Origin of the sequence: Pseudomonas sp. NY5710, assembly GCF_013305665.1 — a bacterium.
GTDB classification, from domain to species: Bacteria; Pseudomonadota; Gammaproteobacteria; order Pseudomonadales; family Pseudomonadaceae; genus Aquipseudomonas; species Aquipseudomonas juntendi.
Genome location: NZ_CP045554.1, coordinates 3510690 through 3523239, shown reverse-complemented (window position 1 = coordinate 3523239; position 12550 = coordinate 3510690). Strand labels below are relative to the sequence as shown.

Annotated in this window: 13 protein-coding genes and 1 pseudogene; all 14 read left to right on the top strand. The window is 60.1% G+C overall.

The genetic code is table 11. The annotated features are described in order from the left end of the window. The 14 genes and pseudogenes from GEV39_RS16110 to GEV39_RS16045 all read left to right on the top strand — a co-directional run bounded on the left by GEV39_RS16110 (window position 1) and on the right by GEV39_RS16045 (window position 12504). Window positions 1-387, top strand: coding sequence for a glutamate 5-kinase (locus GEV39_RS16110; RefSeq protein ID WP_173890384.1), 387 nt, complete (start codon window positions 1-3; stop codon window positions 385-387). Then, window positions 387-806 (top strand): hypothetical protein, encoded by a 420-nt coding sequence (locus GEV39_RS16105; protein WP_173890382.1) that lies wholly within the window; start codon window positions 387-389, stop codon window positions 804-806. The genes GEV39_RS16110 and GEV39_RS16105 overlap by 1 nt, the downstream gene beginning before the upstream one ends. After that, window positions 803-1216 (top strand): phage tail terminator-like protein, encoded by a 414-nt coding sequence (locus GEV39_RS16100; RefSeq protein WP_173890380.1) that lies wholly within the window; start codon window positions 803-805, stop codon window positions 1214-1216. The genes GEV39_RS16105 and GEV39_RS16100 overlap by 4 nt, the downstream gene beginning before the upstream one ends. 66 nt (window positions 1217-1282) lie before the next feature. Then, window positions 1283-2443, top strand: a complete 1161-nt coding sequence (locus GEV39_RS16095) for a phage tail tube protein (RefSeq protein WP_173890378.1) — start codon at window positions 1283-1285, stop codon at window positions 2441-2443. Between the two features lie 70 nt (window positions 2444-2513). Then, window positions 2514-2987, top strand: a complete 474-nt coding sequence (locus GEV39_RS16090; RefSeq protein WP_173890376.1) for a phage-derived protein YdaY family protein — start codon at window positions 2514-2516, stop codon at window positions 2985-2987. 47 nt (window positions 2988-3034) lie between these two features. Further along, window positions 3035-3244, top strand: coding sequence for a hypothetical protein (locus GEV39_RS16085; protein WP_173890374.1), 210 nt, complete (start codon window positions 3035-3037; stop codon window positions 3242-3244). A 10-nt stretch (window positions 3245-3254) separates the two neighbouring features. Then, window positions 3255-3413 carry a hypothetical protein gene (locus tag GEV39_RS16080; RefSeq protein WP_173890372.1) on the top strand — a complete coding sequence of 53 codons (159 nt, stop codon included), beginning with the start codon at window positions 3255-3257 and terminating at the stop codon, window positions 3411-3413. A gap of 63 nt (window positions 3414-3476) precedes the next feature. Continuing rightward, window positions 3477-3887, top strand: coding sequence for a superinfection immunity protein (locus GEV39_RS16075; protein ID WP_249414282.1), 411 nt, complete (start codon window positions 3477-3479; stop codon window positions 3885-3887). A gap of 61 nt (window positions 3888-3948) precedes the next feature. After that, complete coding sequence (locus tag GEV39_RS16070) at window positions 3949-7530, top strand: phage tail length tape measure family protein (protein ID WP_173890370.1); 3582 nt, start codon at window positions 3949-3951, stop codon at window positions 7528-7530. A gap of 62 nt (window positions 7531-7592) precedes the next feature. Continuing rightward, complete coding sequence (gene gvpU, locus GEV39_RS16065) at window positions 7593-8042, top strand: gas vesicle accessory protein GvpU (protein ID WP_173890368.1); 450 nt, start codon at window positions 7593-7595, stop codon at window positions 8040-8042. Window positions 8043-8143: 101 nt separating this feature from the next. Then, entirely contained in the window at window positions 8144-8596 is a 453-nt protein-coding gene (locus tag GEV39_RS16060) for a transposase (RefSeq protein ID WP_173890367.1), read from the top strand. Continuing rightward, a complete protein-coding gene (locus GEV39_RS16055; protein ID WP_173890365.1) occupies window positions 8593-9072 on the top strand; it encodes a DUF1833 family protein in 480 nt (159 codons plus the stop codon). Before GEV39_RS16060 ends, GEV39_RS16055 begins: the two co-directional genes overlap by 4 nt. A 2-nt stretch (window positions 9073-9074) precedes the next feature. Next, complete coding sequence (locus GEV39_RS16050) at window positions 9075-9479, top strand: hypothetical protein (protein WP_173890363.1); 405 nt, start codon at window positions 9075-9077, stop codon at window positions 9477-9479. Then, a pseudogene (locus tag GEV39_RS16045) lies at window positions 9448-12504 on the top strand (host specificity factor TipJ family phage tail protein). The gene GEV39_RS16050 and the pseudogene GEV39_RS16045 overlap by 32 nt, the downstream one beginning before the upstream one ends. Window positions 12505-12550 lie beyond the last annotated feature (46 nt).

Sequence of the window (12550 nt, the reverse complement as noted above, 5' to 3'; positions counted from 1 at the left end):
ATGGGACTTCGAGACGAGCTGCAGGCTGACCTGGCCGAGGCTTTCGATACAGACTTGGCTGATGCGGTCGTGGACTTCACGGGCGAATACATGGGGCCTGGCGATTGGGATCCGGTCGAGGAGGTCAGCACGGCGCAGCCAGTGACGTATGCGGGCCGTGGCGTGCTGTCTCGCTACGAAGACCGGAGGATCGACAATATCAACATCCTAGTCGGGGATCTTCGCCTGACTGTTCTCACCAATGAGATAAACGATGTTCCGGCTGTTGGTCACAAGGTAACCGCGCCTGACCTGATGGACCGTTCGCAGCAGCTCACTTACGAGGTCAAGACGGCCAGGGCTGACCCAGCATCGGCCACATACCGCCTGCAGCTCAGGAGGTCGTGATGGCCGGCTGGTCGCTGTCGCCCGTGTTGTTCGCCGATCAGGTCGAAGAGGACCTAGTGGAGATGCAGCGCAGCATCGTCATCGAACTGGTTCAGGAGATCACGATCCACGCGCCGATCGACAGCGGCAACTACATGGCCGACAACATTGTTTCGATCGGTGCTGAGGACTACAGCGTAAACACCAAGCTGGACATCCTTGGAACCGAGACCCTAAACGCGGCCCGTGCCGCACTGACAGATTTGAAACCTTTCAGCACGGTCTTCGTGCAGAACAACAGCGCGTACGGTGAGGTTATTGAGTTCGGGGGCTACCCCAGCGGCCCAAGTGTCAAGATCACGCCTGACGGATACAGCCGCATGGCGCCTAAGGGCGTGTACGGAATTTCCTTCATCGCCGTAACCGAGAAATGGACATGACCGTACTTTTCGAAACAGTCCACAAGACGCTCACTGCCAGGATGGCTTCGTTCACCGGCATCGAGCAGGCCCGGATTGAATACCCGAACGCCGAATACCCGAATGGGGGGGTGTTCAAGCCTCCCGCAACCGGCCTCTGGTGCGCCTTCGAAATCCAGTACGCCACAGCCGGGTTCGCTGGCATGGCAGAAAAGCCGCATTACCGCCGGCCTGGTCAGGTTGTGATCCAGTGCTTCTGCCGCCGATCAACCGGGCTGTCAGCCATCAACAAGCTGGCCGACGCCCTGTCTGAGCACTTCCAGTCTTGGCAGAGCGGTCATATCGAGTGCCTTGAGGCATCCCAGCATGTTGTGGGCGACTTCGAGAGCTACCATCAGATCAACGTGAACATCCGGTTCCGCGCCGGCTGACCCGCTACACCATGACCCACCCGCCGCGAGCGGGTTTTTTTATGCCCGCAGAAAGGAGACATGCGCATGTCCTCTGGCGCCCGCGTTACCAGTTACCTCATCCCCGAGGTCACCCCCGGCATCACCCCCACCACAGGCAACTGGGATACCCTGCGCCTGACCAGCAACACTCTGTCTCCGACTGTGAACACCCAAGTCAGTGACGAGATCACCGAATCCCGAATCAGCCAAGGCTCGGTGGCCACCAGTGCCGACATTCAGGGCGACCTGGTCGGCGAGCTGTCCTTCGGTTCGTTCGATAAGCTGCTTGAGGCAGCCTTCTACGGCACCTGGACCGGCAACGTCCTGACGGTGGGCGATACCCGTCGCACCTTCACCATCGCCAAAAACTTCAACGACGTGAACGTGTACACCCTGTTCAAGGGCATGCACGCGTCGGTCTTTGCCCTGGACATCCCTTCCGACGGCAAGATCACCGCCACCTTCACCATGGTTGGCCTGGACTACGCCGACGGCGACTCGAACACCGTAACCCCGGTCAATCCGCCGACGACTACGCCGTTCATGTCGAACATCAACGTCGGCACCCTGACGGTTGATGGCCAGTCTCTGGAAGGCGTGGCATGCGTTTCGGCGCTGACCGTGAATCTGGACAACAGCCTCCAGGCGCAGCGTTGCATCGGCACCAGTAAGCTCGGCCCGGGCGCGCAGATCGCCACCGAGGCGGCAATCACCGGCACCATCACCATGGCTTGGTCGAACCGCGCCTGGCAGATCTGGAAGAACACCTTCACCCGCCTGCCGATCGCGCTGTCGTTCCCTATCGAAGACAGCCTGGGCAACCAGTACATCTTTGATTTCCCGGCAATCGAGATCGACGGTGACCTGCCGAACGGCGGTAAGCGCGACCTGATCGAGGTCACGCTGAACTACACCGTGGCCAAGGTTGCACCGACCGTGACCCGCGTTCCTGTCGTTGCTGTGACTGCTGTCGATGTCTCGCCGGCCACCGCCACCTTGGATGTTGGCGATACCCAGCAGATGACCAAGACCGTCACCCCATCGGGTGCGCCGCAGAACGTTATCTGGTCGTCCAGCGCCCCAGGTGTTGCATCGATCAGCAGCAGCGGCCTCGTAACTGGTATCAGTGCCGGCACCGCGACCATCACTGCGACCAGCGTAGCCGACGGCACCAAGACCGACACCGCAACCATTACCGTTTCTTGATCCATTTCGGCCGCTCTGGCAACAACGCCGGCCGGGGCGGCCATTTTATGGCGTGGCGTGAGGATGATTCATGGCTCTCAAGCTGAAAAAGATCGACACCACCAAGAGCGCCGAGGCGCGCTGGGAAGAGTTCGATGCCGATACCAAGATTCTGCTGATGCCGCTGGACAACCAGCAGTACCAGATAGCCCTGGAGCGTATGCGCCGCCGCCTGGCGCGCAACGATGCCCAGTTCGGCCAGGAAGCAGTAGGCGTGATCGAGGGCGAAAAGTCTGAGCATGACAACCATTGCCTGCTCCTGGCGTCGTTTATCGTGCAGGACTGGCAGGGCGCCCAGGACGAGAACGGCAAGCCGCTGGCTTACAGCGAGAACACCTGCACCGAAATGCTGCGCGGTGATGCTGACTTCTTCTACTTCGTCCTGCGTCGCGCCGCAGCCATTGCTGCCGACAACCGGGCGGAGCTCGAGGAAATCAAGGGAAAGCAATCGCCCGCTTCGAATGGGAGCGGGAATGGGGCCAGCGAACAGCGAAGCGAAGCCTGATCTATCGGAAGCTCCGCATTGCTGTACCGGATGAGCCGGACCTGGATGTGATCACCGGCAGCCTGCTGAACGCTTTCCGTAACGCTGCCCGAGGCCGGCGCTATCTGGTTGGTGCCGCCGCAGTGCAGCCGCTGAGGCTATCTGCCCGCGAGATCACTGACTGGCTTGAGGTGCACCCGCTGCCGCTGCCCAGGCGCCTGGTCGACGAGGTGATATTCGCCTTGGATGAGGTCGCGCTGGCAGAAGAAGAGGATTAACGGAGGAGCCATGGCAGAACAGCAGGACCAGACTGGCGATCAAGCGGATCAAGACGATAGCCCGCTGTCGCCTGAGGCGATGATCGAGGAAAAGCGCAAGGCAGATGACTTGCTTGAACGCCGTCTGTCACGCCTTGAAGAGGCTGCGGGGCTGTCGAAGCTGACCTGATCTCTTCGCTGTGCGGCGAGTTGATGGTAAATTGCCGCATAGTCGAATACTTCGGAGTCAGGGATGTTCTTTGTCAGATTCGTAATTCTGGCCTTCTTCGCCGCATACAGCGTATCCATGGGCAGAGAGCCAGCGCTTAACTCTCTTGGCGTAGCCATTGCGTTCAGCGCTTTGTTCTTTGTGCCGGCGCTGTACCTGCTGCCGACGTTTGAGGCGTGGATCAGGAAGAAGAGCAATCTCCAGTCGATCGCCGTGCTTAACCTCTTTCTGGGATGGACCATCATCGGGTGGGTTGCCGCGCTGATCTGGGCGTTCAAGAAGCCAGAAGAGGCCGTAGTGGTCGCTCCTGCGATGGCAGAGCCAGTTACAGCTGCAGACACCCCTGAAAAGAAGACCTGCCCATTCTGTGCTGAGCAGGTGATGGCGGCAGCTATCAAGTGCAAGCATTGCGGCAGCGAGCTTCCAGCCACCTGACAAACAGCAGAACACCACAGAAACCCGCCAAGTGCGGGTTTTTTGTTGCCAGGAGAAAAGCATGGCACTCAAATCCCGCCTTGAGCTCGAGGTAGATGGGCGCAGCGCAGAGCAGCAAGTAACTGATATTCGAGCCGCCCTCGAAGCTCTTGAACAGGCTGGCATCAGGGCAAGCTCAACCCTACGTAAGTCTGGCGGGGACTACTCTAACCTTGCGATGTCCCTGGCAAAGGTCCAGGCGGCCAACGACAAGGCATCCTCTTCGACTGATACTGCTGCAAAAAGCGCAGATGCCGCGGCAAAGGCAGCCGCGAATCAGCGCAAAGAGCTCGACAGTCTGCTGGGCAAGATTGACCCTCTCACCAAGAAGCTCAATGACCTTGCCGCTCAGGAAACAGCTCTGGCCCAGGCTCGGGAATCAGGGCAGATTAATGGTGCAGCGTATGAGGTCTACAACAGAAAGATCCAAGAATCCTTGGCGTCACTGTCTGGCGTTTCTCGAGCGCAGACTGAAGTAGGTGAGACCGCTGAGCAGGCTCGGGCCCGGATCCTTGCGATTGCTGATGCTTCGGTTCGTGCAGCCCAGGAGCAGCGAAATCTCGCCAATGTTGCGACGGGCCTTTCGGAGGCAGAGCAGGGCTTGCTGTCTGGCAACATGGTCCTGTCGTCGAGCCAGGTGCGCCTGGCAGAGTCCACCCAGAAAGTCACAGCAGCGACCAAGCAGGCAGAATCTGCGACCGTCAGCCAGGTCGAAAGTCTGGAAGACCTTCTTGCCAGCATTGACCCAACCACCCGGGCGCTGAACAAGCTGGATGAGCAGGAGCGAAAGCTGGCCCAGCAAAACAAGCTCGGCAACCTCGATGCCGATACTTTCGCATCGTACAAAACACGTATTGACCAGTCGCGGGCCGCGCTCACCGGGTTTGACGATAGCCTCAATCGCACGGGCAACACTGCAAAGCAGAACGCAGCCGCTCTGCGGATGCTTCCCGCGCAGTTCTCTGACATTTTCATCAGCCTGCAAGGCGGTCAAGCACCGCTGACGGTCTTCCTTCAGCAGGGCTCGCAGATCAAGGACTCCTTCGGGGGTATAGGTGATGCAGCCAGGGCCATGGGCGGATACATCCTTGGTCTCATCACGCCTCTTAGCGTTGCGGTGGCAAGCGCCGCAGCACTTGGGTATGCCTTCTATAAGGGATCGGAAGAGGCTGACCGCTTCAATAATGCCCTCATCCTAACGGGGAGTGCGTCAGGGGTTACTGCCGACCGACTTGGTAGCATGGCCCGCCAGATCAGCTCAACCGTCGGCTCCACTGGTGCGGCAGCTGCCGCCCTCGCTGAAATAGCTGGTGGCGGGAAGATCGCCGGCGAAAGCTTCCAGCAGGTCGCCCAAGCTGCGGTATCAATGGAGGTTGCCACAGGAAAGGCCGTATCTGACACAGTGGCAGAGTTCGGCAAACTAGCGGATGAGCCGGTCAAGGCCTCGGCAGCGCTCAACAAGCAATATCACTACTTGACGGCAGCTGTTTACGCCCAGATCACGGCGCTTGAGCAGCAGGGAAAACACGCTGATGCGGTCAAGCTGGCGACGGATGCATTTGCTGATGCGATCAATAATCGCACCCCCAAGATCATTGAAAACTTGAGTTTTTGGGAGCGTGGCTACAACGCTGTGGCAAATGCTGCGGATCGCCTCAAGGATATCGGTCGTCCCAACATTGATGCAGATATCGCGCAGGCCCAAGCCAATCTGGCAAGCGCTCAGCGTGGTGATGTTGGGTTCTTCCAAGACAAAGACAAGATGGTGGAGTTCTACACCGACGAGCTCCAGTTCCTCAAGGACAAAAAGGCCGCCCAAGACGACATCGCTAAGTTCGACAAGGAGGCAGCTGATGCGAACGAGCGAACGGTTAGCGCGATGGCCAAGGTGGATGCGCTTGAAAAGTCTGCTTGGACGAATGCAAGGAAGCGCACTGAGGCCCTTAAGGAATACGAGAAGTCGCTTGAAGTTATCCGGAAAAACAACCCGAATGACTCGCGCCTCGCGCCAGAAACTGTGGCCAGGGTTAGAGCGAACATCTCCGAGCAATTCAAGGATCCAAAGGCACCCACGGTTCGCGATGACGCCGGTCAACGTATGCTGGACGAGGCCCGCCAGCGCTACGCCGTGCTGCAGCAGCAAAGCCGCGTAATCGCTGGCGAGGTAGACCAGACTCAGAGGCTCGGCACCGAAGCCAAAAAGCTGATCGAGCTCGAAACCGAGATCGCCAACCTCAAGGAGAAGAAAACCCTCACCACGTCGCAGAAGCAGGTTCTGGCGATGGCTGAGCTGAACCTGGCGCAGCAGAAGCAGAACGCTGAGCTTGAGAAGGCGAATCAGCTGACCCAAGTGCGGCTTGAGAATAATCGCAAGCTTGTAGCTTTCGCGGAAAGCCTCAAGGCCGAAACTGACCTTGCTCGCCAGGGTCAGGCGACCGAGTTAGCCGGAGCGGGTCAGAGCGACCGAGCCCGCAAGCGACTCCAAGATGACCTGAAAATCCAACAGGACTATCAGCGGAAGCTGGAGAAGCTGACCTACGACTACAACAAGATCAAGAACCCAACCGCTGAGGATTCTGACCTTTACAAGGGCGAGACGCAGGCCCTGCAAGCAGCCCTGGCCACACGCATGGTCGACCAGCAGAACTACTACGCCGCTCAGGATGCAATGCGGTCGGAGTGGCTCACTGGGGTATCGGAGTCGTGGCAGAACTACGTCGATCTCGCCACCAACTACAACGAGCAGGCCAGGAGCGCGACCGAGTCGATTCTGGGTGACGCCACCTCGTCGATTTCCGGCAGCATCCAAGGGTTGGTCAAGGGTACGGAAAGCCTAGGCGATGCATTCGGCAACCTGGCCGGCGACATTGCCAACTCGATGCTCAGCGCGTTCTCGGAAATCACAGCTCGGTTCCTTGTCATGCAGGCCCTCAAGCTTGCCGGGATCGAAGCTGAGGCAACCGAGACAGTAGCCGCGGAAGGCGTCAAGACCACGGCCAAGCTGACTACGGACGCGGTCACGACGGCCAGTAGCCTGTCGTCGATCGGCACTGTCCTGACCGCCAACCTGGCTGCAGCAGCTGAGACGCTGGCGTCGTGGGCTCCCGCCGCGCTTGTTGCCTCTATCGGCTCGTTCGGTGCAGCAGCTGTAGTTGGCGGAACTGCACTTGTGGCTGCATACGCTTTGCTCAAGGGATTCTCCGAGGGCGGCTATACCGGCGCAGGCGGTAAGTACGAGCCTGCAGGGGTGGTGCACAAGGGCGAGGTGGTCTGGTCTCAGGCCGACATTCGCCGCTTCGGTGGCGTGTCGGCTGTGGAGGCGCTGCGAACTGGCAATGTCACGCCGATCTCGTCGACGCGCGTGACCGGCGGCTCTCAGTCCGGAACCGCCAGCGCGTCTGGAATCCAGCAAAACATCAACGTCCACAACTACTCCAGCGCTCGGGTGGAGCAGCGCCGCATGCCTAACGGAGACATCGATTTCATTATCCGAGAGGCAACCGACAGGGCTGTGCAAGAGGTTGCTGGGCAGTTCTCCTCTGGCTACGGCGATGTTGTGGATGCTGGAGAGGGCGCCTATGGATGGAGGCGGAATGGCGGGTAACGTGGGTGGCATATGGCCACGTTTGGTGCATAGAATGCCTATCCACTCACGGAGGATGCTTCATGGAAAATGCAGTGAACCTGGCCGCTGAAGCGGCCAATGTAAATGACAAGGTGGACAGGGATTGGCTGCTGCAGCACCTCGTTACTCATGCGAATCTAGCAAAGGACTTCCATCAGCCGATCACCCTTTGGATGGCCGGAGGCATGATCTCCGGGGTGCTGGTTTCTGGGCAAGAGTACTTCGATGCTTATACCGAGCAGTTCGTGTCCCGCTTCACTCCTGAGGCAGCAGAGGGGACACGTAAAACTCTTCGCAATATTGGCAGCAGGTACTATGAAGAAGATGAATCCCCTGATGCCGGCAACACCATCTTTATTCATCTGATCAATGCTCAGTTTTGGACTCCGAGCGGGTCAATACCTTCGAGCAAGGGGGCAGGGATGGTTTGGCGTGGAAGGCTGAGCCAAGTAACAGGATTCAGCCTTGGCCAGCTAGAAAAAGCAGAGTAAGAAGTAGAAAGCCCCGTCAATCGGGGCTTTTTTATGGGCGCCATTGGGCGCAGGACCGCAGCCAGGCCCGCCCTGTCGGGCGGCTCCTTCGAGGAATGGCAATGATTCAATACCCGGCAGAGTTGCCGCTTCCTCTTCAGGAGGGGTATGGCCTGAGTACGGTGGACCCGATGCGGGCCACCCAAATGGTGACAGGGCGAACGCGGTATCGCGTCCGGCACCGCTACGTTCCCACTGAGGTTCGGTTCAACTTCAACTTCAGCCAGGCCGAGGCCGGACTTTTTGAGGCTTGGTACGCCCGCGCCATCAACAATGGGCTGGAATGGTTCGAGATCCAGCTCCAGACGCCTGCAGGTTTCATGACCTATCAGGCGCACTTCAAGGGGATGTACCAAGGGCCTGAACTCACCCAAATCACCCGCTGGCGCTATTCGGCAGTTGTTGAGCTGAAAGAGCGGCCGCTGATTCCGGCGCCGTGGGAGCAGTTCCCTCAGTACTGGCTAAGCAAAGAAATAATCGACCTCGCCATCAACAGGGAGTGGCCACAAGCATGAGCCTGATCGAGGAGTGCTATGCCTCGGGCAGGGGCGAACTGGTGGACACCATCGAAGCCAGGAAGGAGGGCGACACTGTCTCCCATCTGTACTGCTCTGGCTGGGAAGACCGGGTGTGCACAACCGAGGACGGTCGAACGCTGACGTTTGTGGCCATGGCCATGGACCTGGCCTTGCCGAAGAACGACAACAGCGCGTTCCAGAACCTGGTCCTCGGCCTGGACAACGTGACCGGGGAGGTGCAGGAGGTCGTGGAGGAGGCGAGGGAGGCCGGCGACCGCTTCATCATCACCTTCCGGCGCTACCTGGCTGAAGACCTGTCCTTCCCACAGGAGCGGTACCGGATGACACTGCTGAGCCGGGAGTATGAAGACGACGTGGCCAAGCTCACCGCTGGCTTCTTCGACCTGCTCAACACCAACGGTCTGCGCACCGTGCTGACCACCACCCTGGCACCTGGCCTCAAGTACCTCTAACCATGATCGAGAAATTCATGCGCGCCCCGTATCGCGAGGGTGCACGGGGGCCTATTGCCTTCGATTGCTGGGGGATGTGCATCGCCGTGCGCCACCAGGTATTCGGCCTGCCGCTGCTGCCCAGCCTGGGCGCCGTGGGCAAGAACAAGCCCAGGGCCAACACCGAGGCCTATCACGACCTGCGCCAGGGCATGGAGGAGTGCCAGCCCGAGCCCGGCGCGATCGCCGCCGTGTTCCGCGGCTCGCTGTGCCTGCACGTAGGCGTGGTGGTGGAAAGCGAAGGCAGGTTGAAGGTGCTGGACACAAACCCCGGCGGCGCATGCCTCCGGACAACCGGCGAGTTTGAAGCCGCTCACCCCAAGGTGGTCTATTACCGTGATCGAGTTCTACCCGAACAAGCTGAGTGATACGGCGCCTCTCGGCACCTGGAAGACCGACCGCCGAATGTCGATCGAGGAGTGGCTGAAGTCCCTGGCCCCATCGTACGAGCGCCGGGAAAGCCCGCCAATCAGCGTTGTGCTGAACGACGAGGTGATCGAGCAGCACCTTTGGCACAAGGTAAAGTTCAAGCCCGCTGACCTGCTGCAGATCTACCGCGAGCCGAAGGGCACTGACCCGTTCTCCATCACCTTCGCCCTGTTCAAAGGCGCCAAGGCGGTGCTGAAGTCCATCATGCCCAAGATGCCAGGCATGCCATCCAGCGCCGGCACCCAGCAGGGCGACCCCCTGACCGAGGCCAGCGCCAAGGGCAACAAGGTCAAACTGGGCGACCCTGTGCGGCAGATCGCCGGCCACCAGCGGGTTTACCCGTCGTACCTGACCCAGCCACGCCGCTACCACCTGGCTCCCCGTGACCAGCGCGTCGAAATGCTGCTCTACATCGGTGAGGGTGAATACGAAGTTCCATCGACCAAGGTGAAGGTTGGCGAAACCCCGCTGATATCCCTCGGCGCAGATGCTTCGTTCACGATCTATCCGCGCCAGGCGCTGACCTTTCGGCAGATCCGGCCCACATCAACTGGTTCAACGTGCCGGAAGTGGGGGCAAGCTCGAGCGGTTCGGCCGGCCTGGAGCTGACCATGGCAACCGAACTCACCCGTTCGGCTACTGCCTCCGCATACCAGTTTGTTGGCGACACCATCAGCGTTCCGGCCGGCTCCGGCCAGTTCCCGGCCCGACTGGTCGAACGGCATCATCATTCGGGTTCTGTCCCCCTACACCTACACGGTGATCGACGGCGGCGCCGGGCGCGACATCATCCGCGGCCCGCTGGAAATGCTGAACCCAACGGCTGGCATGCTCATCGAGGTTGCTGGTGCAAACGCCGGCCTATACGTGGTGCACAGCTATACGCCATACAGCCCGGGTGTGCCAGCCAATCCCGGAACTGCCTCAACCATGACCGGGTCGGCCGCGCCAAGTCGATACAACTTTGACGTTACGCCGCTTAGCTTCACATTGGTGCGCAACGCGGTCAGCTACCCGATCACGCTGAATACTGCCACAACCGACCTCAGCGGCCTTGTTTCCACGCTTAATTCACTGCTCGCAGGAGCGCCATTCCAGGCACAGCAGAGCAGTGGCCGTCTTCGCTTTGTGGAAACGACGCCGTTTCTTGGTTTGCCTATCAACCATACCGGGGCTTCGACCATTCTTGGCTCAGCGCCAGTTCGAACCACAGGCACTGCGACAACCAGCGCAATACCAGAGCAGCCAGCTGAAATGACGCTGGACTACGACGGCGGCGCGCCGGTGGTGGGCCTTGCACTTGGCCAAGGCCTGGCCACTATCGGCCCTCGCGGCCTGCGGTACCGGATCACCGCATTCAGCAGCAGCCTCATCGAGGTGGACAGGCTGACCTCGTCTGGTTCGACCGATGCGGGCTGGCCTGGCTTCAACAGCATGCAGACGGTCAATGGCTTGATCACGCTGGACGCCTCGAACCTGCAGGGTGGGTACCGCGGCCCGTTCGCCTGCTGCCCGGAAAACGAGAAGGTGACCGAGCTTGAGTGGACGGTAACCTACGCCAATGGCCTGGCAGGTATCGGCCGGGAAGGGCAGATTTACGAGATCCCGACCTACTACGTCTTCGAGTACCGCGACATGGACGTGGCTGGCGGGTGGACAGTCATCGAGAAGATGAACGTTGGCGGATCGCTGGATGCCCAGGGCTTCACCGAGCGCATCTCGCTCCCGTACGCAATGCGAGCCGAGGCGCGCATCCGCAAGCAGTATGTGGACCGGCCCGGCCGGATCAACGATGAGGCGCGGGATGACGCCACATGGACTGACCTGCGCGGGCGGATGCAGAACTCGCCCACCAGCTACCCAGGACTGACGGTGATCACCTGCAACATTCGGGGCGGTGACCGGCTCTCTGCGCAGTCGGAAAGCCAGGTGAGCGTGGAGGCCACCCGCATTCTTCCGCTGATGGAGGGCGGCACCGGGCCAACTCGCGACATCGTGCCCTGGTGCATCTACCAGCTGAAGCAACGCGGCTACACGGAAGACGACCTGGATATGCCTGAGTGGCAGGCATTCCACGAAATTTGCGTGGCCAGATGGGACACCTATGACGAGACATTGGATTCCACGATCACCGTCAAGGACATGGTCAACAACGCGCTGGCGTGCGGATTTGGTGAGCTGGTGACCTTCCGTGGCCTTCTGCGCCCGGTCCGTGACAGCGCGCGTGCAGCGTTCGATGTGACCTACGGACCGAAGACCCAGACCTACTCGCCACAGAACATGACCAAGATGCTGAAGATCAGCGGCGCCATGCCGTCGATCAACGACTTCGATGGCGTAGACGTGGAGTACTTCTCCCGAGAAACCTGGTCGTGGGAAACGGTCGAGTGCCGCTGGCCAGGCGATCTGGGCACCAAGGTCGAGAAGATCAAGATGCCCGGGTTCAGCGAAAAAGCCAGGGCCTGGCGCTTCGGCATGCGCAGGCGCGGTCACCAGAAGTACCGGACCGACATCTACACCTGGGAAACCGAGATGGACGGCAGCAACAGCGGCTATCTGAGCTTTGCGGCCGTTGCAGACGATGCGCCTAAGCGTTGCCAGAGTGCGATCCTGCTGGACTTCTCGATAACCGGGTCGGGGACCCTTCTGCACAGCTCTGAGCCCCTGGCTTGGTCCTTCACTGAGGCCAACCTGATTGGCTTGCGGCGCCTGGATGGAACCCTCTCCGGACCTTGGGATGCAGTGCGGATCGACGACTACACCGCCGTGGTCGCAGCATTGGACTTCACCCCTGACCTGAACAGCCCGGAGCCGCCGCACATACTGTTCGGCCAGGCGTCCCGATGGGCATACCCAACACTGATCACCAGCTCAGACCCAGGCAAGGACGGAAACGTGTCAATGAAGGGCATGCCATACGACTCCCGCGTTTACACCTACGACGACCTATTCCCGCCGGCCTGACCGGACCCTGACGAGCATGCCCGCCCAGCGCGGGCTTTTTTGTGCC

Coding starts and splice junctions, on each gene's coding strand:
- GEV39_RS16110 (WP_173890384.1), top strand. CDS start 1: ATGGGACTTCGAGACGAGCTGCAGGCTGACCTGGCCGAGGCTTTCGAT.
- GEV39_RS16105 (WP_173890382.1), top strand. CDS start 387: ATGGCCGGCTGGTCGCTGTCGCCCGTGTTGTTCGCCGATCAGGTCGAA.
- GEV39_RS16100 (WP_173890380.1), top strand. CDS start 803: ATGACCGTACTTTTCGAAACAGTCCACAAGACGCTCACTGCCAGGATG.
- GEV39_RS16095 (WP_173890378.1), top strand. CDS start 1,283: ATGTCCTCTGGCGCCCGCGTTACCAGTTACCTCATCCCCGAGGTCACC.
- GEV39_RS16090 (WP_173890376.1), top strand. CDS start 2,514: ATGGCTCTCAAGCTGAAAAAGATCGACACCACCAAGAGCGCCGAGGCG.
- GEV39_RS16080 (WP_173890372.1), top strand. CDS start 3,255: ATGGCAGAACAGCAGGACCAGACTGGCGATCAAGCGGATCAAGACGAT.
- GEV39_RS16075 (WP_249414282.1), top strand. CDS start 3,477: ATGTTCTTTGTCAGATTCGTAATTCTGGCCTTCTTCGCCGCATACAGC.
- GEV39_RS16070 (WP_173890370.1), top strand. CDS start 3,949: ATGGCACTCAAATCCCGCCTTGAGCTCGAGGTAGATGGGCGCAGCGCA.
- gvpU (WP_173890368.1), top strand. CDS start 7,593: ATGGAAAATGCAGTGAACCTGGCCGCTGAAGCGGCCAATGTAAATGAC.
- GEV39_RS16060 (WP_173890367.1), top strand. CDS start 8,144: ATGATTCAATACCCGGCAGAGTTGCCGCTTCCTCTTCAGGAGGGGTAT.
- GEV39_RS16055 (WP_173890365.1), top strand. CDS start 8,593: ATGAGCCTGATCGAGGAGTGCTATGCCTCGGGCAGGGGCGAACTGGTG.
- GEV39_RS16050 (WP_173890363.1), top strand. CDS start 9,075: ATGATCGAGAAATTCATGCGCGCCCCGTATCGCGAGGGTGCACGGGGG.